The organism is Curtobacterium sp. Curtsp22 (genome assembly GCF_059492135.1).
On sequence record NZ_CP168519.1, the window covers coordinates 219,950 to 243,648 of the forward strand.

Annotated in this window: 19 protein-coding genes and 1 pseudogene; 11 read left to right on the forward strand and 9 right to left on the reverse strand. The window is 69.2% G+C overall.

Going from position 1 to position 23,699, the window contains the following annotated elements; translation table 11 throughout:
* Positions 1-16 precede the first annotated feature (16 nt).
* Complete coding sequence (locus ACEN8D_RS01045; protein WP_413398178.1) at positions 17-1,414, forward strand: hypothetical protein; 1,398 nt, start codon at positions 17-19, stop codon at positions 1,412-1,414.
* Positions 1,415-1,503: 89 nt separating this feature from the next.
* Here the strand turns inward: ACEN8D_RS01045 and ACEN8D_RS01050 are convergent, their stop codons facing one another.
* Both ACEN8D_RS01050 and ACEN8D_RS01055 read right to left on the reverse strand, forming a co-directional pair.
* Complete coding sequence (locus ACEN8D_RS01050) at positions 1,504-2,361, reverse strand: YPYG domain-containing protein (protein WP_413398177.1); 858 nt, start codon at positions 2,359-2,361, stop codon at positions 1,504-1,506.
* 287 nt (positions 2,362-2,648) lie between these two features.
* Positions 2,649-3,167 carry a hypothetical protein gene (locus tag ACEN8D_RS01055; protein WP_413398176.1) on the reverse strand — a complete coding sequence of 173 codons (519 nt, stop codon included), beginning with the start codon at positions 3,165-3,167 and terminating at the stop codon, positions 2,649-2,651.
* A 2,148-nt stretch (positions 3,168-5,315) separates the two neighbouring features.
* On the opposite strand from ACEN8D_RS01055, the gene ACEN8D_RS01060 reads away from it, so the two are divergent.
* A complete protein-coding gene (locus ACEN8D_RS01060; protein ID WP_413398175.1) occupies positions 5,316-5,501 on the forward strand; it encodes a hypothetical protein in 186 nt (61 codons plus the stop codon).
* Positions 5,502-6,056: 555 nt separating this feature from the next.
* Here ACEN8D_RS01060 and ACEN8D_RS01065 read toward each other — a convergent pair.
* The 3 genes from ACEN8D_RS01065 to ACEN8D_RS01075 form a co-directional block, all read right to left on the reverse strand.
* Complete coding sequence (locus ACEN8D_RS01065; RefSeq protein ID WP_413398173.1) at positions 6,057-7,859, reverse strand: phage/plasmid primase, P4 family; 1,803 nt, start codon at positions 7,857-7,859, stop codon at positions 6,057-6,059.
* 4 nt (positions 7,860-7,863) lie between these two features.
* On the reverse strand, positions 7,864-8,163 hold the full coding sequence (locus ACEN8D_RS01070; protein WP_413398172.1) for a helix-turn-helix domain-containing protein: 300 nt from the start codon (positions 8,161-8,163) through the stop codon (positions 7,864-7,866).
* A 695-nt stretch (positions 8,164-8,858) separates the two neighbouring features.
* Complete coding sequence (locus ACEN8D_RS01075) at positions 8,859-10,397, reverse strand: recombinase family protein (protein ID WP_413398170.1); 1,539 nt, start codon at positions 10,395-10,397, stop codon at positions 8,859-8,861.
* A 14-nt stretch (positions 10,398-10,411) separates the two neighbouring features.
* On the opposite strand from ACEN8D_RS01075, the pseudogene ACEN8D_RS01080 reads away from it, so the two are divergent.
* Positions 10,412-11,668: pseudogene (locus ACEN8D_RS01080) on the forward strand (ComEC/Rec2 family competence protein); the annotation flags it as partial.
* A 377-nt stretch (positions 11,669-12,045) separates the two neighbouring features.
* The gene (holA, locus tag ACEN8D_RS01085) at positions 12,046-13,065 is read left to right on the forward strand and encodes a DNA polymerase III subunit delta (RefSeq protein ID WP_071294815.1); all 1,020 of its coding nucleotides are present in this window, start codon (positions 12,046-12,048) and stop codon (positions 13,063-13,065) included.
* 298 nt (positions 13,066-13,363) lie between these two features.
* Here the strand turns inward: holA and rpsT are convergent, their stop codons facing one another.
* Entirely contained in the window at positions 13,364-13,624 is a 261-nt protein-coding gene (rpsT, locus tag ACEN8D_RS01090; RefSeq protein WP_070418682.1) for a 30S ribosomal protein S20, read from the reverse strand.
* 191 nt (positions 13,625-13,815) lie between these two features.
* On the opposite strand from rpsT, the gene ACEN8D_RS01095 reads away from it, so the two are divergent.
* Entirely contained in the window at positions 13,816-15,000 is a 1,185-nt protein-coding gene (locus ACEN8D_RS01095; protein ID WP_413398098.1) for a pyridoxal phosphate-dependent aminotransferase, read from the forward strand.
* 70 nt (positions 15,001-15,070) lie between these two features.
* Positions 15,071-16,918, forward strand: coding sequence for a translation elongation factor 4 (gene lepA, locus ACEN8D_RS01100; protein ID WP_413398099.1), 1,848 nt, complete (start codon positions 15,071-15,073; stop codon positions 16,916-16,918).
* Positions 16,919-16,927: 9 nt separating this feature from the next.
* Here the strand turns inward: lepA and ACEN8D_RS01105 are convergent, their stop codons facing one another.
* Positions 16,928-17,416 carry a hypothetical protein gene (locus ACEN8D_RS01105; RefSeq protein WP_071294817.1) on the reverse strand — a complete coding sequence of 163 codons (489 nt, stop codon included), beginning with the start codon at positions 17,414-17,416 and terminating at the stop codon, positions 16,928-16,930.
* Between the two features lie 133 nt (positions 17,417-17,549).
* Here ACEN8D_RS01105 and ACEN8D_RS01110 point away from each other — a divergent pair, with 133 nt between their 5' ends.
* The gene (locus tag ACEN8D_RS01110; protein ID WP_070418685.1) at positions 17,550-18,197 is read left to right on the forward strand and encodes a DUF1990 domain-containing protein; all 648 of its coding nucleotides are present in this window, start codon (positions 17,550-17,552) and stop codon (positions 18,195-18,197) included.
* A 10-nt stretch (positions 18,198-18,207) separates the two neighbouring features.
* Here ACEN8D_RS01110 and ACEN8D_RS01115 read toward each other — a convergent pair whose 3' ends face one another.
* Complete coding sequence (locus tag ACEN8D_RS01115; protein WP_413398100.1) at positions 18,208-18,918, reverse strand: HAD family hydrolase; 711 nt, start codon at positions 18,916-18,918, stop codon at positions 18,208-18,210.
* A 28-nt stretch (positions 18,919-18,946) separates the two neighbouring features.
* On the opposite strand from ACEN8D_RS01115, the gene hemW reads away from it, so the two are divergent.
* Complete coding sequence (gene hemW, locus ACEN8D_RS01120; RefSeq protein WP_413398101.1) at positions 18,947-20,164, forward strand: radical SAM family heme chaperone HemW; 1,218 nt, start codon at positions 18,947-18,949, stop codon at positions 20,162-20,164.
* A gap of 1 nt (position 20,165) precedes the next feature.
* On the opposite strand, the gene ACEN8D_RS01125 is transcribed toward hemW, so the two are convergent.
* The gene (locus ACEN8D_RS01125; protein WP_070418687.1) at positions 20,166-20,555 is read right to left on the reverse strand and encodes a DUF4870 domain-containing protein; all 390 of its coding nucleotides are present in this window, start codon (positions 20,553-20,555) and stop codon (positions 20,166-20,168) included.
* 108 nt (positions 20,556-20,663) lie between these two features.
* On the opposite strand from ACEN8D_RS01125, the gene hrcA reads away from it, so the two are divergent.
* The 3 genes from hrcA to ACEN8D_RS01140 all read left to right on the forward strand — a co-directional run bounded on the left by hrcA (position 20,664) and on the right by ACEN8D_RS01140 (position 23,670).
* Positions 20,664-21,680 (forward strand): heat-inducible transcriptional repressor HrcA, encoded by a 1,017-nt coding sequence (gene hrcA / locus ACEN8D_RS01130; protein ID WP_070418688.1) that lies wholly within the window; start codon positions 20,664-20,666, stop codon positions 21,678-21,680.
* A 128-nt stretch (positions 21,681-21,808) separates the two neighbouring features.
* Positions 21,809-22,921, forward strand: a complete 1,113-nt coding sequence (dnaJ, locus tag ACEN8D_RS01135; RefSeq protein WP_413398102.1) for a molecular chaperone DnaJ — start codon at positions 21,809-21,811, stop codon at positions 22,919-22,921.
* Positions 22,921-23,670 (forward strand): 16S rRNA (uracil(1498)-N(3))-methyltransferase, encoded by a 750-nt coding sequence (locus ACEN8D_RS01140; RefSeq protein WP_413398103.1) that lies wholly within the window; start codon positions 22,921-22,923, stop codon positions 23,668-23,670. The genes dnaJ and ACEN8D_RS01140 overlap by 1 nt, the downstream gene beginning before the upstream one ends.
* Positions 23,671-23,699 lie beyond the last annotated feature (29 nt).

Sequence of the window (23,699 nt, forward strand, 5' to 3'; positions counted from 1 at the left end):
TCAGTACGGTGGGCGCGTGAGCTCCGACGCACCAGACCACTCAGCACTCGTCCGCGCCGTGCACAACGCGTGGGACCGACGCCTGCGCCTGGTGCACATCACCATCGCGGATGAGGACGGCGACGGTTACCCGTCGTTCGACGTCGACAGGTGGGTCATCGAGGTGCGCGTGCCGCTCACCGACGACGAAGCTGAAGCCGCCCCCGTCGCACGGGTCACGGCGTTCACCGTGCGCGCACCCGACGAGGTCGAGGAGATCGTCGAGGCGCTGCATACCTCCGACGCGGAGGGTGCCTACCTGTCCGTCGTGACGGGCGCTGATCGGGATGGCGGGCCGTTCGTCAGCCTCTTCGCCGGCGCCGCCGAGGTTCTCGAGCGCGACGACCTCCTGATCATCGACCGCATCGAGATCGGGCACGGCTTCGAGGATCTGCCGCACCTGGTCCCGGCGATCATGACCGCCGTGCAGAACGGCCCCGCTGGTCGCACGGCTGCATTCGTGCTCGCCGACCCCGCCCCGTGGAACGTCGCGCTGTCCGACGACGACCTCGAGGCGATCGGGCTGGCCCCGTGGGCAGACACCGGCGTGCTCGTCGGCGTCAACGCGGACCCGCATGAGGCGCACGAGCGCGCCGCGGACCTGATCGCTGCGCGCACCGCCGAGGACGCTCCGACGCAGGGAGCCCGTCACCGCGACACCTGGGTCAGCGAGATCCTCGATCGCGCAGCCGAGGAGCCCGCCCTCGCGGTGCCGTTCGCTCTGCCGCCGGCGCTTCCGGCGCACATCTGGGGCGGCGCACCGGCGGGCATCCTTCACGTCGATGCCGACCCGGACACCGGCGCGCTCACCATCCAGACCGACGAGGGCGAGTTCGAGGTCGTCGGGCTCCCCGGCAACGCACCCCAGCTCGTCGGCGCCGCGGTCGGCACCTCGATCCAGACGCAGGCGTGGCTCCGCGCAGTGCACGAGCGCTGGTGGACGTACCAGCCCGCGCTCCACGACCGCGTCCACGAGGTCATCGACCAGTTCCTCGACGGCACACTCGAGCTCGCGACCGCCGAGGGTGAACCGCACCTGCACATGTCGAACCTCGAGCTGCAGCGTTCAGCGTGGCCGCTGCCCGGCGAGATCACCGTCGAGCCGGTCCGCGAGGACGCTGAGCCACTGGTGCTCAGCGTGCGCCTCGACGAGGACGGGATCAAGGAGAACGTCGGCGCGATCCTCGTGCACGAGAACGGACAGATCGAGGCGTTTCTCCACGACGAGTGGCAGCCGTGGCTGCCTGAGCACGAAGGCGTGGTCCAGCATCTCCTCGCCATCGGCGCCGAGGAGTTCATCGTGGGCGTGCTCCACGACGAGCTCGACGCCGGCGTCACCGGCGCGATCCTCACCGGCGACGTCGACGGCCACTGACGAGCCCACGCTGCACCACGACGACGCGAACCCCCGCAGCCATTCGGCTGCGGGGGTTCTGTTTTGTTGCTGGCGGCTGTTTGCGACTGTCAGTAGGCGATGAAGTAGGTCACGTTCGGCGACCCGTTCGTCCCACCCACGGAGCACTCGACCGTGGCCTTGCGTTCCGCACCGTAGCCGTTGGTGATGTCGGCTTCGAACTTCAGGTAGATCTCGTCCCCCTGCACTTCCTGGGCGAGAAGGCCGATCAGCGTGTGGCCCTTGAAGCCGTACGGGAACTCCTGCTCGCCGTACTGCTGGCAAGCCGTTGAAGCCCAACCGAAGTCGAGCCCCGAGGGCGTCGTGTCAGCGGCCTGAGCCGGTGCTGCCGGTTCTGCACTCTCAGTACGCGCAGCTGGCGCGGTCGCGGTCGGTGTTGCTCTCTCGTCCGCCTTCGGTTCGACCTTCAAGGTGACCGTGCTGTCTTCAGCCACGCGTGTCCCGGCCTTCGGGCTCTGCGTCACGACCGTCCAGTTCGAGGCCACCCACACGGACTCGTCGCCGGCATCCCACTTGACTTCGAGTCCGGCGTCGGTGAGGTTCTTCTTCGCCTTGTCACCCGGCAAACCGCTGACGTCTGGGACGGTGATCGAGGCGGCCGTGGCAGTTGCGGTCGCTGCATCGGCCTCCGTCGTGTCGTCGTCACCGAAAATCGACCCGAGCACGATGGCGACGACCGCAAGAGCGGCGACCGAGCCGCCCGCGATCCACACCCAACGTGGCGTGCTCTTCTTTGGGCGACGAAAGTGGAGGGTGGAACGGATGCGGCCTTCGTCCTGGCTGACAAACTCCCATCCGGCAGATTCCCACTTGCTTCGCGACCGGGCTTCCAGGCCGCGGACAGTAGTCACGGTCTTCGTTTCGTAGCGCGGGGCTGACTGGCCAGATGTTGCGTTCTCGTCGACCATCGACTGACCTTTCTGCCTCGTCCGCTTCGGGTGCCGCGAGGCGTGCTGAGCTTACCTGGAGGTGAAGGGATGCTCAGATACCGCCCCGCGCCGAGGTCCTCGCTTCATCGATGGCGTTCCGCATCAAGACGATCAGCGACCTCGGCAAGAACAAGTACTTCCTACGGGCGCACGCCATCGCGACGCTCGCAGAGTGACCCGAGGCCCCAACGACGAAGCCCCCTTCGCAGCTGCTGCTGTGGCGGGGGCTTCGTCATCTCGCACCGGCGCTGAGCGCGTGCGGCTGGTCAGACCAGGCGGTGCGTCATCACGTAGGTGCTGTCCTCGTCGACGAACTCCTGGAACGCGAACGCACGCAGGCGTCCAGTCGAGGCAGCGAGGTAGCGGGCGCCGCGCTCGGCGCCGTCGTCGAGGCCGGCGGCCACGACGTTGAGCACCTGGCGGGTGTTGATCGCAGCGGGAACCGGCGTCCCGAGCGCGGCCTCGAAGGCCTGCTCGAACGAGTCCTCCGGGTGGTGCGAGGCGAAGATCGAGCGGATCTCCCGCTCGGTGAGCTCGTCGACCCACGCACCCTGACCGATGACGCTGCCGATCGTCTCCGCCGACGCGATGCCGTGCCCGACCGTGATGACCTGCGCGTCGCCGCGCTCGTCGAGTGCGAGGACGTCGACGACGTCGCCGTCCGAGGTGAGCACGCTCTGCCCGACCACCATCAGGGCGTCGCCGAGCAGCGTCGGCTCCGCCTCCAAGAAGTACGCCAGCGACTCGTCGCGCGTGCGCGAGGTGGCGTCTGCAATGTCCGTCATGCCTGGTCCCCTACCTGTCGTCCGTGACCGGGCACCGAGGTCAGCCGTCCCTGCGACTTCATGCCCGTGCATCCATCCTCACGCGGTCCTCCGACGTTCTGAGGACGTTTCGAGAGATTGCACCCGTACTGGGGACAGGGGCTGGAGTGACGCGTCTGTAGCCTCCCCGCGCGCACGGTCCAGCCAGCAGAATGCGGTGTCCAGCTTCTGGTCCACCTCTGGTCGCTGCCTGGTCCGAGGACGGCCACGATCCACCCACGAACGGCGGCCGGAGCCTCGATTTCGGCGTGAGTGCCGACAAACGACCACAGATAGACCGCGACGTGACCGACAAGCGGTCACAGATGGGTCAGAAGTCGCGATGCGCCCCCGAAGTGCGCTCCGGAGGCTCGTGCCGAGCCTTCTGACCGTCGCAGTGACCGCTTCGCGGTCCGCATCCGGTCACGATGCGGGCACCGATGACCGCTCTGCGACCGCATCGTGACCGGGAACTGGTCACAGATTCCCGCCCGCCGAGGCGGCCGATGACGCTGCAGACGGGCTGCGATGGGCGGGAGCGTGAAGCGATGGAGGCTCGCTACGAGACCCCACGCAGAACGGACACGGAGCCCTCCCCAGCACTTCGTTGTCGCTAGCGCTCCGCCTCGTTCTGGAAGAGCACCCTGTCCGTTCTGCGGCCAAGGGCATGAGGGCAGTCGGTGTCTCAACTGGGTCAGGATCGCCAGGGCTGACAGGCCGCTCCCCGCCCCCTTCGATGCGACTGCACTGCGACGATCGAGATCTCGACCGGGTGTCCGAAGGAGAGTGCCGAGGAAGGGCCGGCTGCTCGCCGGCGGCCGCGGAGCGTGATGGTGTCAGGGCCTTCCCGGGGCTACGCCCTGTCGGCATGGAGGCACGCCCACTCGGGGCTGGCGCCCCTCCTGGATCCTCTGATGATGCCGAGTGGGTGAAGGCGGGCTGCCCCAGACGTCGAGAGCTCGCGCCCAGAACGCTGCGCGAACCAACGAAGCTCTTCGGGCTCTCAACGCCTGATGCGGTGAAGGGACCGAGACCGATGACGTTGGGGTCGTCGGGGTGCGAAGTGACGGCGCCGGCGGGGCGGATCCTGGGACGGGTGAGGATGCTCGATGGTGCTCGGCGCAACGGGTCCTGAGGCGCTGCGCGCGCCGTGCTCGCAGCTGGCTCTGCAGCAGCGCTTGCGACCGAGCTCGAGGCACGATCGCGACGGGTGAGGTAGCCCCATCGGCTACCGGTTTCGTAGGGGCACCGGGCACTCCACAGTCGTGCCCTCACTGGGTGAAAGAAGAGCTTCCCAGCGCCGCTTCGCGGCTGTCGCGGAAGGCCTGCGACGACGCTCGATCCTCGGTCGTCTCGATGCGGCTACGCCGCTGCATCAGACCCGCAGGAGAGGTCGCGGTGGAGCTGCGACCTGCGCTGTTGCGAGAGCAACAGCCGCCGCGTGCCCGCGTCGGCGTCGGGGTGGAAAGGGGCTGTCTACGCAGGCTCCGACACCCCCTACGTCGCTGCGCTCGACGTCTGTCGACACGGTGCCACTTCGTTCCAAACCGTGTCGACAGCCGAACCCCGACTTTCCGGGCCAAATGGATGCCCCTGTCGACAGCCCGCGCTTCGCGTCCTCCGGATTCCGGTCTGTCGACAGATGGTGTCTCGACATCCATTTCCCCCGATCACAACCGCAGTTGCGAGCCCAGTTCCTCGCTGAAGCTCGGAACGTGTGGGGTGAAGAGAAAGGGCATAAGGGGGAGTGGCACAAACCGGCGTTTCCTTCCTCGCTGCGCTCGTCGGAATCTTGGTTTGTGGTCGGCACAGCCGACACTCCTTCGGGACCCCTGAGCCTCTCGCTGCGCTCGGTCTCCGGGTTCCCTCACCCCTCGTCGCTGGCGCTCCTTGGGGCCCTTACTGCGTCGCTTCGCTCCTTGCCCTCCAACGCCCCGTCGGGGGCGTTCTCGGGTGCCTTGCGCCGCTGTCGATCCTCCGCTTCGCTCCCCCTCGGACACCGGCTGGGATCCACCCCTGCCGGGGCGGGATCAACAGCGCGACCTGCTCGAACAATGCTCCGGTCAACGCCATGAGTCCGCGCACCAGGAACGGGTACGCGGGCATGAATGCCCAGGCGTTCTCCGTAACGTGCCCGACGCGTCCACCGGCAGCGTCGACGGATACCCGCTCGCCGCGATCACGCGGTACCAGGCGCCGTCCCAGATCGACGAGAACGACAGCAGCCCTGGGCGCTACACCGTGAAGGAGTTCGCGACCTGGACGCTCACGAACGCCACGAGCGTCGCACCCGTGACGACCCGCGCGAGCAGGTAGACGACCGTGATCCGAAGCGGGCGTGCCGCCGGGCGCGGCCAGGGCTCAGACGGGTGGCCCGGGCCGTCGTCAGGCCGTCAGCCACCGCCGCAGACCGTCCTTGACCGAGGTGATCTGGTCGACCGGGACTTGCGCGTCGTCGTGGTGCGCGAAGACCGGCTCGCCAGGACCGTAGTCGACGGCGGGACCCGAGTGCGGAGAGGCGGGCGACGTCGGTCCAGCCGAAATTCGAGCAGGGTGCGGGGCCACCGACAGTGGCGGCAAAGTCCTGCGCGACGGTGGCGCGGAAGTGGCCAGTGATGACGCCGACGCCGATGACCGTCGCGAAGACGCCGATCACGATCATGACGAGCACCAAGTTCTGGACGCCGCGCATCGCCAGGGCGAAGTATTCCTTCAATGCGTGCGGCCGCGTGAGGGGCCGGAAGCAGACTCGATGACTCGGTGGTCACCTGGCCGCTGCGTGGTCTTCTGCTGTGGCCTTGAGTCTAATCGCGCGAAAACGTCCCGGCAATCATTCTCGAAATGATTACCGGGACGTTGCCATGGCAGCGCTCAAGCGGCGCTTCGCGCGGAGCCGCTCGGAGTAAGCGCCGCGCTGAGGTAGCGCTCCCACGCGGAGCGACGAACGACTCCACGCGCCTTCCGCTTGCTTCGCATCAGCCGCGTCAAACCGTTCGTGTATTCGTCCCAGTCCCAGTTCTTCACGTCTGGGAGGTGCGCGTACTCGGCGAGGACCGGCTCGGGGCCGACAACCCATTGGGCTAGCCCGAGCTCGAGATCCTTCGAAGATCCCGTGGGTACCACCCATTCAGCGGAGTCGAGAAGCCGCTTCAGTCGTGGAGTGAACGTTCGGGCGGCTTCCACGGACCCACGAGGGTTGTTCTGCCGTTCGCTTGCCTTGAACAGCTCGTACAGCATCGGGAAGGGAAGAAAGTCCCGCTCGAACTTGTGCAGATACTCGTCATGGAACGCGAGGACTTTGTCCGAATCGAGCATTGCGCGCCTTTTTGCGTCCTTCGAGGCCTCGGACTCCCGCAACCTGTAATACTTCGGCAGAACGACGAGGACTTGATACGCGAACCACTCCCGCACGTCTGCGCGCAGCACGTAGTCCTGCTTGATCGCTTCGTTCCGGTTCCCGGCGGCGAACCGACCGGGAAATTCGATCAGCACCTGCCGGTCCGTCATCGCCTGAGTCAGGTCCTTGTGAGATTGGGTCTCGTTCACGCTGACCAAGATGCTCAACCGGAGGATTGCAGTCACAGGGTCGCGATACTTCCGCTCAATCGGAACGGGGTCGTGCGAGATGACCTGCTTCAGCTTCGAGCCCTCCTCGACCCTTTTACCGACGTCGTCCTCGTCGACCAGGTTGAGGCGTTTGCCGATAGCTGGGCCGAGCGCGAACTGCTCGCCAAATTTGCTTGGGGGAATGTTCACAGTCAGCGAGGCGCCAACAAGGGCGCGGATGAGTTCGAGAAGCGTCCCCTTGCCGTTCAGACCGATGCCCTTCAGATACACCATGACGCGCCATACGACGTTCGGGCGGAAGCACATCCCAATCACTTGGTACACCAGGTCGAGCGTCTCCGGGTCGCCGGCGACTTCAGCGATCCATTCGCTTGCGTCCCAGATTGTGCCATCCGGGTTCGCAATCCGGGGGACTGGGGGCTGACGGTCAGGCAAGGCGGTGGCGAACTTTGCGAGGGTCACCAAGTCCGGCGAGAAGTCGAACCGCTCACCCGTGGCGTAGTGGAACCAGCAGTTCTGCATCGGGACCAGGTCGGGATCGGACACTTCGGACGCCTTCTCGACGGTCCGCCGAAGTGCGTTCCGCACCTCTTTGTGCCAACCCTCGTGCCCGGACGGCCGGAGTTGACCGGCGAGCTCCTCGAGGAGGCCGCTCTCCGCGTCGAGGTAGGCACCCTCGAAGTCGCCGGCGTCTTGGTAGATCGCGAGGATCCCAAGACCAGCATCGCTGCGAACACCGCTCGGTGTCACCTCGACGATTCGGAGCTTCGCCTGCAGCAGTGCAGCAGCTTGCACGGGTTCGAGGTCGCGGATGGGCGCGAGGGCCGCTACGCCGATTGCGCGGCGTTTCGTGTTCTCCGCAGCGACAATCAGCTCCGTTTCTCGCACGCACGCGTTACCAAGCGTCGTCAGTGGCGTCACAGCAGAGGCCGCGATTACGCGTTCGACGCCGCCGAGAAGGATCTCGTCACGAGTGAGGAAATCCGGCTCCAGTCCCGCGCCTTCCGCGTCGCTATCGTGCTGCTCTGTGTTAATCTGACGCCCAGAGCCGCGAAACTCGTGGGAGACCGCCTCGCCTTCGGCGGGGCGGTTTTCTCTGTTGCTCATTGGCTCACTTGCCCTTCAAGAGCGAGCTGAAGGTTGAGACGATGAGATCAACCTGTTCAGGTCGAAGCGGTGGCGCCTTCGCGGCCACCTTCTCAGCCCACGCACGAAGCGCTGTGTCTTCGGTGCTGGCCGGCTTCGGCGCGAGGAAGTCGTCAAGATCCGCTCTCGCGACGTGCAGCTTGCCGCGGATCTTCACTGCCGGCAGCCGTGAAGTGCGGATGTAGTAGCGCAAGAGCGAGGCGCTCATTGCACTCTGGGCGCCAGCGGTTGCGAGATCGATGTAGTCGGTTGTGGCCGTAGCCATTGGTGCTCCTTGGTGAGTAGGAGCACAACGTCAGATTCTGAGTGCTGGGCTTGTTCGTTCTGGACCGGGCTCAGCCACGAGCTTGCGATCCGCACCCGCGAGGGGTCTCGTCTGTGTTGGGCGTTTCGTTCTCGACCGGGCTCAGCCACGAGCTTGCGGTCCACGCTCCACGAGGGGGCGACATGATGCGTTCGCCGAGCCGCTTGCCAGCGGTCGGTATACCTGTTGAGTTGTGCACCCGGCGGTGCCGAGCTCAAGAAACGTAACACGCGGTTCTCGCCGCGCTTCGTGCTTTGCGAAACTTTCCCTGCCGGCGGCGGTCGAAGCTGATCGGGGAGGCGTGTCGCACGTCTCGGTTGACTCTCTGTGCGACGCGCGCTTCCGTGTGCTCGCAGGGACAGGGGTGATGGTCGCACTAGTCCTGAAGGAAGTTCGCCGCAGTATTGGCACCCTGAGTAGGCCCGTCTGTAGTATTTCTTCCTGATCAGTGAGACAGTGCGACAGCACCACGTGCCGTTGCGCGGGGGCTCGGATCTGACGGTCGCACTTCGCGTCGCACCTTTGTGTCGCACTTCACCCCGCGTCCATCGGTGCGATCGCCTCCAGCTCACGGACGCCGCTCGGCAAGCGGCCTCGTCCGCCCCGTGCCAGTCCCGGGACGATCGACGCGGACGCCGCCCGGGGTGCGGGCGCGCCTACATCCAGACGAACTCAACACGATCGTGATTCACTGTTCGACGTCCGCGATCCGAGGGATCGATCGGATGGACGCGGGGGGCCACCACGCCCCTCATGAGTGCTCGTTTCTTCGCAAGATCAAGGTCTTCCCAGTCGAGATCGGCCGCGCCGCCAGAGACGAAGGCGATCACGAACGGGTCAACACCGCTCAGTTGTTCGAGCTTTGCCTGCGCCGCCTTGATCTTCGGTTCGATCCGTCGCTCCTGATCGAAGAGCAGATCTGTGCGCATGGCTGCGGCTGCCTCTTCCCGCACGGACTCCAGGTACGCCTGGTATCCACCGATCTCCGCGATGAGGTCCTCGCGCTCTCCGTCAACAGACTCTCCCCGATCTCCAACTAGGGCGAGAAAATCTGGGCGTCTGATTCTAGCGAGCAACGTTTCAGTCACCACGCGGTCAAGGTGCTCAACCCGCATGGCGACGTGGAAGCCCTTCCGGCCACCCGGCCCCGGTCGCCCAGGCACACCCGCGCAGACGTATGTCAGGTAGGTCTTCCGCGGCAGCGTCTCCCCATCCGCGCCGACCGAGCGGCTTCCTGCGTTCTGACGACCGACCCGCATCTTCGCGTCACAAACACCGCATACTGCAATACCGGACAGAAGGTGCTTGGCTGGCCAGTCGTTCGTGCGACGTCTGTCGGGCGGGGAAAGAACGGCCTGCAGCTTGACCCAGTCGTCGTACGGGATCAGAGCCGGCCAATCCGCATCCCCAACTATCTCCCCGCGGTGTTGCCTCTTCGCTGCATATGCCGCCATCGATAGCATTTGCTTGACAGCCGGCGGCGTCCAGCCGAAGTTCGCTCGGTCAGCCTTGATTGCTGGCCGACGTGGAGGAATCCCTCGCTCATTGAAGTCCTTCGCGACGCCATACAGCGACTCGCCGTTGAGGACACGGCGAGCGGCCTCCTTAACGATGGCCGCTTGCTCCGGGTGCGGTTCGACACGCAGCAGAGCTCGTGTCTTCGGGTCGTAGACCCGACCGTAGCCGTAGATGTGCTTGCCGTGAGGCCGACCGCTCTCGGCGGCCGCGCGGATGCTTCTACGGATTCGCTCTGAAGACTTGTCCGACTCGTACTCGGCATCGACGGCGTCCTCGAGGAGGCTTCGCCGATCACGGGCGTTCGCGGGGTCATAGAGCCGCCCGTGGGTTGTTACCCAGATCTGCACGCCGCGCTGCTTGCAGAGGTCCACCAGGTCAACCCACTCGCCGACTCGGCGCGAACCTCGACTCGACTCCCAGAGCGCGAGAATGTCTGCGGCGAACGCTCCCAATTCCAGATCGTCGATCAAGCGCTTGAAGTCCTCGCGGCCCTTCTTCGCGTACCGGCTCGCACTGCGATCGGTGTCGCGGTACGGAGTGTCGGGGTGCATGTGCCACCCCTGTCGCTCGATCGACGCGAGGTTCTCATCGTGCTGCTGATCAGGGCTCTTTCCCGTGCCGAGACGGTCCCTGGAGACCCGGAGATACTCGCGAACGACAAGAGGCGCGGGAGGCATACCCCTATCAAACCATGACAGGCGCGAACTGTGCGGTGATCGTGGGACTCGTGGTCGTGCTGGGGCGGGTCGTCGGCCTCCCGCGAGCGGGTCGGGCGGTGGTCGCCATCGTGCTCCTGCTGGCGTTCGTCGTCCTGGTCCGTCCGGACCCCTCGATCGTGCGGGCGACCGTGATGGCGGTGGTCGTGCTCGTGGTGCACCTCGCAGGACGTCCGGTGCGTGGGGTCCCGCTGATCGCCCTCGCCGTGGTCGGGATGCTCGTCGTCGACCCCTGGTACGCCCGGTCGTTCGCGTTCGCCCTGTCGGTGCTCGCGACGAGTGGGATCGTGGTCCTCGGTCCGCCGCTGACGGCGCTGTTCGCACGGCGGATGTGGACGCCGGTGGCGGCAGCGCTCGCCATCCCCGTCGCGGCGCAGCTCGCCTGCTGGCCGGTCACGATCCCGTTGTCTGCCACGTTCCCGACCTACGCGGTCCCGGCGAACCTGCTGACCGAGCCGCTCGCGCCGATCGTGACGGTGGTCGGGCTCGCCGCGTGCCTGACCGCGCCGCTGTGGCCGTGGGGCGGTTCGGTGCTCGCTGCGGTGGCGTGGGTGCCCGCCAGCGCGATCGGAGGCATCGCGCACGGAGCGGCTGCGCTCCCGTACGCCGCAGCGCCCTGGCCAGCCGGCGTGCTCGGGGTGGTCGGCGCTGCCGTCGTGAGCGCCTCGGTCGCGGTGGCGGTCCTCGCGCCCCGAGCGGTCCGCTTCCGCCTGCTCCTCGCCGCGTGCACGGTCGCAGCGGTCGGGATCGTGTTCGTCGCCGTGCCACGACTCGTCGTGCGCGCGGGGCTGCCGCGCGACTGGGCCGTCGCCGCGTGCGACATGGGACAGGGGGACGCGGTGCTCGTCCGCGGCGGGAGCGGCACCGCACTGGTGGACGTCGGCGACGATCCGGAGCGACTCGGCGCCTGCCTGGACCTCCTGGGCGTCGACCGGGTCGACCTGCTCGTGCTGACGCACTTCGACCGGGACCACGTCGGTGCGGTCGCGTCGGTCGCGGACCGTGTGACGACCGCGCTCGTCGGGCCGACCGGTCGGGTCGAGGACGAGCGCATCCTCGGGTCACTCGTCGACGCGGGCATCGACGTCCTGACGGCCGACGACACGACGTCGGGCACGCTCGGGCCGCTCCGGTGGCGGGTGGTGTGGCCGCGGTCGGGTGCGCGGGACGCCGGCAACGACGCGAGTCTGGTCCTCCGCACGGAACCCGGGCCGGGCTGCACGTCGTGCGTCGCCGGGCTGTTCCTCGGAGACCTGGGGGAGACCGCGCAGCGCCGGCTCCGGGGCGTCCTGGCGAACCGGGCCGACACCGGAGCGCAGGCCCGGCCCGGGACCACGATCGAGGTCGTGAAGGTGGCGCACCACGGTTCGGCCGACCAGGACCCGGTGCTCTACCGCGAGACCGCGGCCGCGGTGGGGCTCATCGGCGTCGGTGCGGACAACACGTACGGCCACCCGACCCGCTCGGCGCTGGACATGCTCGAGGCCGCGGGCACCCGCGCCTACCGGACCGACCAGCAGGGGACCGTGGTCGTCGGACGGGACGGACCCGACACCCTCCGGGTGTGGACGGAGCGTTCGGCGTCAGCGGTCGCCCGTAGGATCGAGGCATGGCCGCCAAGAAGCCCGTCCGCGCCGCAGCGAAGATCGACCAGGTGCCCTGGTCGGGCATCCGCCCTGCGCCGGTGGTGCTCGTCACGGGGCCCGAGACCTTCCTCGCCGAGCGAGCGAGCAGCGTCCTGCGCGACCTGCTCCTGGGCGAGGACCCCGCGCTCGAGGTGCACGATCTCGAAGCCGACCAGTACGCTCCCGGCCTCCTCGCCACCCTCGCGAGCCCGTCCCTGTTCGGCGAGCCCCGACTGGTCCGGGTCACCAACGTCGAGAAGTGTACCGATGCGTTCATCACCGAGACGATCTCGTACCTCGGTGCCCCGGCGGACGACGTCACGCTCGTGCTGCGCCACGGCGGGGGAGTGCGCGGCAAGAAGCTGCTCGACACGATTCGCAGCGGTGTCGGCGGCGGCGTCGAGGTGCAGTGCGACGAGCTCAAGCGCGAGACCGACCGGATCGACTTCGTCACGGCGGAGTTCCGCGCTGCCCGACGGAAGATCGCGCCCTCGGCGGTGCGTACCCTCGTCGCGGCGTTCGCGGACGACCTGGCCGAGCTCGCGGCCGCGTGCCGGCAGCTCCTCGCGGACGAGGCCGCCGAGATCACGGACAAGGTGGTCGACAAGTACTACGGCGGCCGCGTCGAGACGAACGCGTTCAAGGTCGCTGACATCGCACTCGCCGGCCGTTCGGCCCCGGCGATCGTCGAGTTGCGGCACGCGCTCTCCACGGGCGAGGCTCCGGTGCCGATCGTGGCGGCGTTCGCGTCGAAGATCCGCACGATGGCGAAGGTCAGTGCCTTCCGCGGGCCGAGCGGGCAGGCCGCCTCGGCGCTCGGCATGGCGCCGTGGCAGGTGCAGCGGGCACAGCGTGACGTCGCGGGGTGGAGCGAGTCCGGGCTCGCGAACGCGATCATCAGCATCGCCGAGGCCGACACCGCCGTGAAGGGTGGCTCGCGCGACGCGCACTACGCGCTCGAGGTCATGGTCCGCACCATCGCCCGGCGCGGCGAGGCGCGCTGAGGCGAGCCGCGCCTCCAGAGCCGCAGCCGCTCGCCCGCAAGCCGAGCCCGCCCGCCGGACCGCGCCGAACCCGGCCGCCCGCCGGGCCGAGCTGAGCCCCCCCGCCCGGCCCACGATGTCGCACGGCACTGCGCGCGTCGTGCGACATCCCGCTTGTCGATCGACGCGCACTTCCTCGAAAGCCGCGTGGTTCCCCGCACGCGCCCGCACGCGCCCCGCACACGCAAACATGCCCCGCACACGCAAACAGGCCCCGCACCGAACGGTGCGGGGCCTGCAGACCAGAAGGGTCAGTGCGTCAGAGCGACGCGACCTTCTTCGCGATGGCCGACTTGCGGTTCGCGGCCTGGTTCTTGTGGATGACGCCCTTGCTCACGGCCTTGTCGAGCTTCTTCGACGCGAGGGTCAGGGCCGCGACGGCCTTGTCCTTGTCGCCGGCGACGACGGCCTCGTTCGTGTGACGGATGACCGTCTTGAGCTCCGAACGGTAGGCCTTGTTGCGCTCCTGGGCCTTGAGGTTGGTCTTGATGCGCTTCATCTGCGACTTGATGTTCGCCATGCGTGTTGCTCCTTGATCGTCTCTACGGGTGGTCGCGACCGCTGGGTAGAGGGGCCCTTGGTCGCATCGCGTTCCACCCGTGGGCGGGGAACGCGGAAGCCAGCCACCAACATTACCAGGCCGGAGCGTCTGGACCAAAGCACCGAAACGCCGAAACCGTGCCGCAACAACCGTTCGCTACCGTGACGAGCATGCCATCGCTCGCGCCCCGCATCGAGACCGTCCCCGCCTCCGGCATCCGCCGCGTGTTCGAGCAAGCCGCACGCATGCAGGCCGAGCCGACGGACCAGGCGACCGGCACGGACATCGCGATGCTCGTCATCGGCGAACCCGACGTGCCCGTCGCGGCGCACATCGGCGAGGCCGCCCGGCGCGCCTGGACCGAGGACCGCACCGACTACACCCCGAACGGCGGCATCGCCCCGCTGCGGGAGGCGATCCGCGACAAGCTCCGCCGCGAGAACCGGATCGAGGTCGACGTCGAGCAGATCTGGATGACGATCGGCGCGACACAGGCGCTCTTCCAGGCGATGACCCTCGTGCTGAGCCCCGGTGACGAGGTCCTCGTGCCCGACCCCGGCTACACGACCTTCACGATGAACGCCCACATCATCGGAGCGACCCCGGTGCCGTACCGGCTCGAGCCGCAGCACGGGTTCGAGCCGGACCTGCAGGCCCTCGAGGCGAGCATCACCGAGCGGACCCGCGCCATCGTCGTGAACTCCCCGTCGAACCCGCTCGGCTCCGTTTTCGGCGAGCAGACCCTCCGCGACCTGCTCGCCCTGGCGAAGCGGCACGACCTCTGGGTGATCAGCGACGAGGTCTACGAGTACTTCACCTACGGCACCCGCCACGTCAGCCTGGCGAGCCTCGACGAGGACGACCGTGTCTTCACCGCCTTCTCGCTGAGCAAGACCTACGCGATGACGGGCGTCCGTGTCGGGTACCTCGTCACGCCGAAGGGACTCGGCCCGACGATGCGGACGACCCAGGAGGCGATGATCAGCTGCGTCGCCGAACCCGACCAGTGGGCGGCCCTCGCGGCGATCGTGGGGGACCACTCCGCCGTGCAGGACGCCCGCGAGCACTACCGCGCCAACCTCGGCATCGCGAAGGAGGTGCTCGACGCCGCCGGCATCCACTACCTCGATCCGCGGGGCGCCTTCTACCTGTGGATCGACATGTCCCACGCCTCGCAGGGCGACGTCGCGGAGTGGGCGCTCGGGTTCCTCCAGCGGGAGCGGGTCGCCGTGGCGCCCGGGAGCGCGTTCGGCCGGACCGGCGAGGGCTGGATCCGTGTGTGCCTCGCGGCGACGCCGGCGGACCTGCGCCGCGGACTGGGTGCGCTGCCGGCGCCGGAGCACGCCGTGGTCTGACGGGACGTGCGCGCCGCCGTCGCGCGGACGTGGGACAATCGTTCGACCGTCCGACCCACCCCGAGGAACCGTGAGCCCACAAGCATCCGCGCCGCTCGAGCCCGCCTCGACCCCGGCCGACGCGATCCGCAACTTCTGCATCATCGCGCACATCGACCACGGCAAGTCCACGCTGGCCGACCGCATGCTGCAGATCACCGGCATCGTCGAGGACCGCGCCATGCGTGCGCAGTACCTCGACCGCATGGACATCGAGCGCGAGCGCGGCATCACGATCAAGTCCCAGGCGGTGCGCATGCCGTGGGAGCTCGACGGGCAGGCGTACGCCCTCAACATGATCGACACGCCCGGTCACGTGGACTTCTCGTACGAGGTGTCCCGGTCGCTCGCGGCGTGCGAGGGAGCGATCCTCCTGGTCGACGCCGCGCAGGGCATCGAGGCCCAGACGCTCGCCAACCTCTACCTGGCGCTCGAGAACGACCTCGAGATCATCCCGGTCCTGAACAAGATCGACCTGCCGGCGGCCGAGCCGGAGAAGTACGCGGCCGAGCTCGCGCAGCTCATCGGTGGCTCGCCCGACGACGTCCTGCGCGTGTCCGGCAAGACCGGCGTGGGCGTGGCTGAACTGCTCGACCGGGTCGTCGGCTCCGTGCCGGCCCCCGTCGGCGACGTGGACGCTCCGCCGCGCGCGATGATCTTCGACTCGGTCTACGACAGCTACCGCGGCGTCGTGACCTACGTGCGGATGGTGGACGGCACGATCCACCCGCGCGAGAAGGTCCAGATGATGTCGACCAAGTCGACGCACGAGATCCTCGAGATCGGCGTGTCCGCGCCCGAGCCGAAGCCGACGAAGGGCCTCTCCGTCGGCGAGGTCGGTTACCTCATCACCGGGGTGAAGGACGTCCGCCAGTCGAAGGTCGGCGACACGGTCACGACGGCGCAGAAGCCCGCGACCGAGGCGCTGGCCGGGTACACCGACCCGAAGCCGATGGTGTTCTCGGGCCTGTACCCGATCGACGGCTCCGACTACCCCGACCTCCGCGAGGCGCTCGACAAGCTCAAGCTGTCCGACGCCGCCCTCGTGTACGAGCCGGAGACGTCGGTGGCGCTCGGCTTCGGCTTCCGCTGCGGCTTCCTCGGTCTGCTCCACCTCGAGATCATCACCGAGCGCCTCAGCCGCGAGTTCGGGCTCGACCTCATCACCACGGCTCCGAGCGTGATCTACGAGGTCACGAACGAGGACAACACCGTCACCGAGGTCACGAACCCCTCCGAGTTCCCCGGCGGCCGCATCGTCGAGGTCCGCGAGCCGATGGTCCGTGCGGCCATCCTCGCGCCGAAGGACTACGTGGGCGCGATCATGGAGCTGTGCCAGTCGCGCCGCGGATCGCTGCTCGGCATGGAGTACCTCGGCGAGGACCGCGTCGAGATCCGGTACGAGATGCCCCTCGGCGAGATCGTCTTCGACTTCTTCGACCAGCTGAAGAGCAAGACCCAGGGCTACGCGTCGCTCGACTACGAGCCCACGGGTGACCAGGCGGCCGACCTCGTGAAGGTCGACATTCTGCTCCAGGGCGAGCAGGTCGACGCGTTCAGCGCGATCGTGCACCGCGACAAGGCCTACGCCTACGGCACGCTGATGACCGAGCGTCTGCGCAAGCTCATCCCGCGCCAGCAGTTCGAGGTCCCGATCCAGGCCGCCATCGGCGCCCGGATCATCGCCCGCGAGAGCATCCGGGCGATGCGCAAGGACGTCCTCGCGAAGTGCTACGGCGGTGACATCACCCGCAAGCGCAAGCTCCTCGAGAAGCAGAAGGAGGGCAAGAAGCGCATGAAGATGGTGGGTCGCGTCGAGGTCCCGCAGGAAGCCTTCATCGCGGCGCTCTCCGGCGACGTCGAAGAGAAGAAGAAGTAGCGGAGCGCGTCAGACGCGGCGGGCGCGAGCCCGCAACGCTGCGAGGCCCAGTGCCGGGAGGCTCGCCGCGGCCAGTCCCGCGAGTGCGGTCCGCAGGATGACGAGTCCGGCAGCCGTGTCGTAGTCGGCCTGCGCCGCTGCGGCGAACCCGGCCACCACCGACCCGACCACCATCGCCAGCGTGCAGAACCCGAGCACGTAGGGCAGCCGGCGTGCCGAGTGTCGGCGCACCGCCAGCACGAGCGTCACCCCGAACAGGAGCACTCCCGCTCCGGCGCTGCACGCCCCGAACGCCGCGATGGCGTTCGCGGTGTCGAACACGTCGACGTCCCCCGGCGGCGTCGTGACGTACCGGGAGGGAGCGCCGAGGCCGGCCGTCGCCCACTCGACCGCGGCCCGTGCCGTCGCCGCCAGCCCGAACGCCGCGAGCGTCAGGACGGCGAACGCGGCCGTCGTGCGGTCGACGGACCGCGCGCGAGCGAGGGGGGAGCGGGGCACGCACCCACGATAGGGGCGAGTCGGACGCGTGTCGGGCCTCCAGTTCGGGGCGCGCGGAAAGCGGACCGCCGGTTGCGCACCCGAGGGCGACTCGGTTCGATCCGGGGGACGAGTCCCCAGTACAGTGGGCCGCATGAGTACCCGCGGGAGCTACCGGACCGCCCTGACGTACGGAGCCGTGGGTGCGACCCAGGCGCCGGACCTCATGACGTACCCGCCGGAGGGGTTCGCCCCGTCCGAGTCGCGCTCCCGGATCGGCCACGGCGACCAGCGCTTCGAGACCGCGGTGACCCAGGCCCTGACCTGGCAGATCCAGGAGCGCAGCGGGATCCGCGTGCACGTCGAGGAACAGCCCGACGACGACGAGGTCCGCTACAACCCGGTGACCTTCGACGAGGACGGCGTGCCGATCGCCCCGGCCTCGATCGGGACGCCGCGGGTGGAGAAGTTCGCCCCGGACGGCACGCCGCTCGTGACGGCGGGGACGAGTGCGACCCTGACGATGCACGCGTTCGGCCAGACGGTGCAGGCGCCGGTCCGGGTCGTCTCGATCATCGACGAGACCGACCGCAAGGGCTTCGCGTACGGCACGCTCGAGGGGCACCCGCTCTCGGGTGAGGAGTCCTTCGTCGTCGAGCGGACCCCCGACGGCTCGGTGTGGTTGCAGATCCGGCAGTTCTCACAGCCGTCCAGCCGCAAGTGGCAGTTCGTGGCCCCGTTGCTCCGTCGGCAGCAGCGCGTGATGGCGCAGAAGTACCTCGAAGCGCTCCGCGGCGACTAGGTCCGCTCGGCTAGGAGCCCTCGCCGACCGGGCGGAGCGGCGGCAGCGCCGCGATGGCGTCCTCGATCAGCGACGCGTCGTCGACGCAGTTCCGGGCGATCGTCACGGCACCCGTGGCGCGGAGCGCGTCGACGTCGAACACCCCGGTCGCCACCGCGAGGAACGGGATCCCGACGGCCTCGGCTGCCTCGCCGTCCCGCGGGGTGTCCCCGACGATGACGGCCCGGGTGCCCGCGAGGGCCTCGGCAGCACGTGCGGTCACCCCGCTGCGCTCGACCTCGGCGTCCCCGAAGTACGAGTGCTCCCAGTCGAACGCGTCGACGTCGAACCCGGCGCCCTGCAGCTTGACGCGGGCGCGGTAGGGGGAGTTGCCGGTCAGCAGGCCGTTGCGCCAGCCGAGCTCGGCGAACCGTCGGACGAGGGCGATCGCACCCGGCGCCGGGCTCCGGTGGTCGCCGGACACGTGCCGTTCCTCGGTCAGGTCGTGCAGGTGGCGGCTCACGGTGGGGATGAGCGAGTCGTCCAGTTCGTGGGCCCGGACGTGCTCGGCGATGAGCCCGGCGTCGGTGCGGCCGTGCTGGTGTCCGACGCGGAGGACGAGGTCACGACCCACCGCCCGCTCGAGCGCGAGGTGGTAGAGGTTGCCCGGCGAGGAGGCGTTCATCACGAGGGTGCCGTCGATGTCCCACAGCACCGTGGTGGGGACGGGGTGGTGCTCCATGTCTCCATCATGACGGACAATGGAGTCCATGCCGAGTGCTCTCCCGATCGCCGATCCCGCACCAGCGGACGGGCTGCTCTCGCCCGCGGCGTCCGCGGGTGACGTCCCGTTCGGCGTGTACGTGCACGTGCCGTTCTGCCGCGTGCGGTGCGGCTACTGCGACTTCAACACCTACACGGCGTCCGAGCTGCGCGGGGTCCGGCGGGACGACTACGCCGGGCACGCCGTGCAGGAGATCCGCTTCGCGGCGGACGTCCTCGACCGCTCCGGCGTCCCGCGGCGCCCGGTGTCGACGGTGTTCTTCGGCGGGGGGACGCCGACGATGCTGCCGGCGTCCGACCTCGTGATGATCCTGCGGGCGATCGACGACACCTGGGGCATCCTGCCCGGGGCCGAGGTCACGACCGAGGCGAACCCGGACTCCGTCGACGAGTCGTCCCTGGCGACGCTGCGCGCCGGTGGGTTCACCCGCATGAGCTACGGCATGCAGTCCGCGGTGCCGCACGTGCTCGCGACGCTCGACCGGACGCACGACCCCGAGCGCGTGCCGCTCGTCGTGGACGCCGCGAAGCAGCAGGGGCTCGACGTCTCGCTCGACCTCATCTACTCGACGCCGGGCGAGTCCCTCGACGACTGGCGCACCTCGCTCGACGCGGCCCTGGCGTGTGCGCCCGACCACGTCTCGGCGTACTCGCTCATCGTCGAGGACGGCACCGCGATGGGTCGGATGGTCGCACGCGGCGAGCTGCCGGCGCCGGACGACGACCTCGCGGCGGACATGTACGAGCTGGCCGACCAGGTCCTCGGCGACGCCGGGTACTCCTGGTACGAGGTCTCGAACTGGTCCCGCGGCGACCACCACGCGAGCCGGCACAACCTGTCCTACTGGAAGGGCCACGACTGGTGGGGCGTCGGCCCGGGCGCGCACTCCGCGGTCGCCGGCACCCGCTGGTGGAACGTGAAGCACCCGGCCGCGTACGCGAACCGGGTGCTGCAGGGCGAGTCGCCCGCGGCGGGCCGCGAGACCCTCGACGACGAGACCCGGTACGTCGAGCGCGTGCTGCTCGCGGCGCGGGTCCGCGGTGAGCTGGCGACGAGCGAGCTGGGCCAGGAGGCACGGGGCCGCGTCGCCGGCCTCATCGCACGTGGGCTCGTGGACGGGTCGGCCGCGGTGCGGGGACGGATCGAGTTGACCCTGCGGGGTCGCCTGCTCGCGGACGCGGTGGTCCGCGAGCTGCTCGACTGAGCTACTGCTTGATGAACTCGATCGAGAGCGGGTAGCGGTAGAACTGCCCGCGGTTGGCGGCGACGGCGGCCATGATCCCGAAGATGATCGTCAGGATCCCGATCACCGGCAGGAGCACCGCGCCGATCAGCACGATGGTCAAGAGGCCCGCGGCGACGTAGGCGATCGCCATCGTGATGTGGAAGTTCAGCGCCACGCGCGTGTGCTCGCGGATGAAGCCGCCGCGATCGCGCAGGACGAGGTAGGCCACGAGCGGCGCGACGAAGTTGAAGAAGATCCCGCCGATGTGCGTGAGCGTGGCCCAGAGGCGCTGGTCCTCGGGCGACATGGGCTGGGGCGGCTGGTACCCGCCCGGGAACTGGGGGCCACCGGGCTGCTGTCCGTAGGTCATGGCGGAAGCGTACTGGCAGGCGTGTGGAGAAGTCCCGGTCCGTCGGTGGTCGGGCGTAGGATCAGCAGTCGACACGTCCGAGTGCCAGATCGAGTGGAAGGGGTCCGGGTGGTCAGCGAACGCAGCCTCGAGGTCCTCAAGGCCATCGTGCGGGACTACGTCGCGTCACGCGAGCCGGTCGGTTCGAAGACGATCGTCGAGCGGCACGCCTTCGGGGTCAGCGCCGCCACGATCCGGAACGACATGGCCCAGCTCGAGGACGAGCAGCTCATCGCGGCACCGCACACCTCGTCCGGTCGCGTCCCCACCGACAAGGGGTACCGCGTCTTCGTCGACCACCTCGCCGGCGCGCGGCCGCTGTCCAGCGCCCAGCGGCACGCGATCGAGACGTTCCTCGGGGCGCCGAACGACCTCGACGAGGTCCTCGGCCGCACGGTCCGGCTGCTCAGCCAGCTCACGAACCAGGTGGCCCTCGTGCAGTACCCCTCGATGGTGCGCGCGCGTGTCCAGCACATCGAGCTCGTCCGCCTCGGCGACAACCGCCTGATGGTGGTGCTCATCACCGACACCGCCCGGGTCGAGCAGCGCGTCGTCGAGACCGACGTGGCGCTCGACGAGGGCTCGCTCACCGAACTCCGCACGGTGGTGAACGGCGCCGGCGTCGGGCTGCTGCTGCAGGACGTCTCGACGGCGCTCCGCGCGGTGCCGCAGCAGATTCGCCCCGACGCCCAACCGCTCGCCGGGGTCGTCGTCGCGACGCTTATCGAGCAGGTCGCCGCCAACCGGCAGGACCGCCTGGTGATGGCCGGTGCGGCGAACCTCGCCAAGAGCGAGCAGGACTTCTCGGGCGGGCTCTTCCCCGTGCTCGAGGCGATCGAGGAACAGGTGACCCTGCTCCGCCTGTTCGGTGAGATGCAGATCGACGACGGCGTCGCGGCGCGCATCGGCGTGGAGAACGCCGAGTACGGGCTCGACGCGACGAGCATCGTCGCCGGCGGGTACCTGGCCGGCGGCGAACTCGCCCGGCTCGGCGTGCTCGGGCCGACCCGGATGGACTACGGCACGAACATGGCCGCCGTGCGCGCCGTCGCACGGTACCTGTCCAAACTCCTGGGTGAACATTGACCAGGTGCCCACGCGCCTGAGCGAGCCGGTCCCGACGGGGCGACCCGCGCCTCCAGGCCCACCGACGACCACCAGAACCGCGGCGACCGCCGCACCCGACCGACCGAACCGAACCGACTGAGGGATACGTGGCAGACCACTACGACGTCCTCGGCGTCCAGAAGGACGCCTCCGATGCCGACATCAAGAAGGCGTACCGCCGTCTGGCGCGCGAACTGCACCCGGACGTGAACCCGAGCCCCGACGCGGCCGAGCGCTTCAAGGACGTCACGCACGCGTACGACGTGCTGAGCGACCCCGAGCAGCGCCGCCGGTACGACGCCGGGCCCCAGGCCGACAGCCCCTTCGGTGGCGGAGCCGGCGGGTTCAGCGACATCTTCGACGCGTTCTTCGGTGGCGGTGGCGGCGGCGGTCGTGGCAACGGCCCGCGCAGCCGTGCCGAGCGCGGACAGGACGCCCTGCTCCGCATCGACGTCGACCTCGACGAGGTCGTCTTCGGCACCCACAAGGACGTCGAGGTCGACACCGCGGTGCTGTGCGAGACGTGCGGCGGTTCCTGCTGTGCGCCGGGCACGAGCCCGCAGACGTGCGACATCTGCGGCGGCACCGGCCACATCCAGCGCCAGGTCCGCTCGCTCCTCGGCAACGTCGTGACGAGCGCACCCTGCGGCACTTGCCGCGGGTACGGCACCGTCATCCCGAACCCGTGCCCCACGTGCCAGGGCCAGGGACGCGTCCGCGCCCGCCGCACGGTGCCGGTCGACGTCCCCGCCGGCGTCGACTCCGGGCTCCGCCTGCAGATGCCCGGCCAGGGCGAGGTCGGCCCGGCCGGCGGCCCCTCCGGTGACCTCTACCTCGAGATCCGGGTGCGCCACCACGACGTGTTCAGCCGCGACGGGGACGACCTGCTCGCCACGCTCGAGGTCGCGATGACCGACGCCGTGCTCGGGACGACCGCGACGATCGACGGGCTCGACGGCCCGGTCGAGCTCGAGGTCCGGCCGGGTGTGCAGAGCGCCGACGTCCTCGTGATCAAGGACCGCGGCATCACGAAGCTCCGGGGCAACGGTCGCGGCGACCTCCGGGTCGGTGTGCAGGTCCTGACGCCGACGAAGCTCTCGCACAAGGAACGGCAGCTCGTCGAGCAGCTCGCGAAGTCGCACAAGGCCGCGAAGCCGCAGCTCGCCCGCTTCCAGCAGGGCATGTTCGGCAAGCTCCGTGACCGGTTCTTCAACTTCTGATGGCATCGCTCTACCTCGTCGGGTCGCTCGACGGCGTCACGGTCGGCGACACCGTCCCGCTCGACGGGGCGGAGGGACGCCACGCCGTCACGGTCGCCCGGGTCCGGGTGGGGGAGATGCTGCGCCTGTCCGACGGTCGTGGCACCGTCGTGACCGGGGCCGTGACCGCGCTCGGGCGGGACACGCTCTCGTTGGCGGTGTCCACGGTCGCCGTCGACGACGCACCCACACCGACGCTCACGCTCGTGCAGGCGCTCGCGAAGGGCGGCCGCGACGAGATGGCGGTGCAGGCGGCGACCGAGATCGGTGTCGACCGGATCGTGCCGTGGTCGGCGGCCCGCAGCGTCTCCCGCTGGGACGGCGCGAAGGTCGAGAAGGGCCGCGCACGCTGGAAGGCGATCGCGCACGAGGCGTCGAAGCAGGCGATCCGTTCCCGGGTGCCCGTCGTCGACGCGCCGGTGACGACCGGGCAGCTCGCGGCTCCGGCTCCCGATGCGGCCGACGGTGCTCGCGTCGTGCTCGTGCTGGACCCGGTCGGCGACGTCCGGCTCTCCGAGTGGGAACCGCCGAGCGACGTCGCCGAGATCGTGCTCGTCGTCGGACCGGAGGGCGGCATCGACGGTTCCGAGTTCGACCGGCTGGTGGCCGCCGGCGCCGTCCGGGTCCGCCTCGGCGACACGGTGCTCCGGACGTCCACCGCCGGCCCGGCCGCGCTCGCGGTCCTCCAGACGCGGCTCGGTCGCTGGTAGCGCCCGGATCGGGAAGGCGTGGCGTCGGT

What these genes read in the sequence shown, in the direction of transcription:
- ACEN8D_RS01050 (WP_413398177.1), bottom strand. Translation starts at nt 2,361, where the DNA reads ATGGTCGACGAGAACGCAACATCTGGCCAGTCAGCCCCGCGCTACGAA.
- ACEN8D_RS01055 (WP_413398176.1), bottom strand. Translation starts at nt 3,167, where the DNA reads ATGACGGACATTGCAGACGCCACCTCGCGCACGCGCGACGAGTCGCTG.
- ACEN8D_RS01065 (WP_413398173.1), bottom strand. Translation starts at nt 7,859, where the DNA reads ATGAGCAACAGAGAAAACCGCCCCGCCGAAGGCGAGGCGGTCTCCCAC.
- ACEN8D_RS01070 (WP_413398172.1), bottom strand. Translation starts at nt 8,163, where the DNA reads ATGGCTACGGCCACAACCGACTACATCGATCTCGCAACCGCTGGCGCC.
- ACEN8D_RS01075 (WP_413398170.1), bottom strand. Translation starts at nt 10,397, where the DNA reads ATGCCTCCCGCGCCTCTTGTCGTTCGCGAGTATCTCCGGGTCTCCAGG.
- holA (WP_071294815.1), top strand. Translation starts at nt 12,046, where the DNA reads ATGGCCGCCAAGAAGCCCGTCCGCGCCGCAGCGAAGATCGACCAGGTG.
- rpsT (WP_070418682.1), bottom strand. Translation starts at nt 13,624, where the DNA reads ATGGCGAACATCAAGTCGCAGATGAAGCGCATCAAGACCAACCTCAAG.
- ACEN8D_RS01095 (WP_413398098.1), top strand. Translation starts at nt 13,816, where the DNA reads ATGCCATCGCTCGCGCCCCGCATCGAGACCGTCCCCGCCTCCGGCATC.
- ACEN8D_RS01110 (WP_070418685.1), top strand. Translation starts at nt 17,550, where the DNA reads ATGAGTACCCGCGGGAGCTACCGGACCGCCCTGACGTACGGAGCCGTG.
- ACEN8D_RS01115 (WP_413398100.1), bottom strand. Translation starts at nt 18,918, where the DNA reads ATGGAGCACCACCCCGTCCCCACCACGGTGCTGTGGGACATCGACGGC.
- hemW (WP_413398101.1), top strand. Translation starts at nt 18,947, where the DNA reads ATGCCGAGTGCTCTCCCGATCGCCGATCCCGCACCAGCGGACGGGCTG.
- ACEN8D_RS01125 (WP_070418687.1), bottom strand. Translation starts at nt 20,555, where the DNA reads ATGACCTACGGACAGCAGCCCGGTGGCCCCCAGTTCCCGGGCGGGTAC.
- ACEN8D_RS01140 (WP_413398103.1), top strand. Translation starts at nt 22,921, where the DNA reads ATGGCATCGCTCTACCTCGTCGGGTCGCTCGACGGCGTCACGGTCGGC.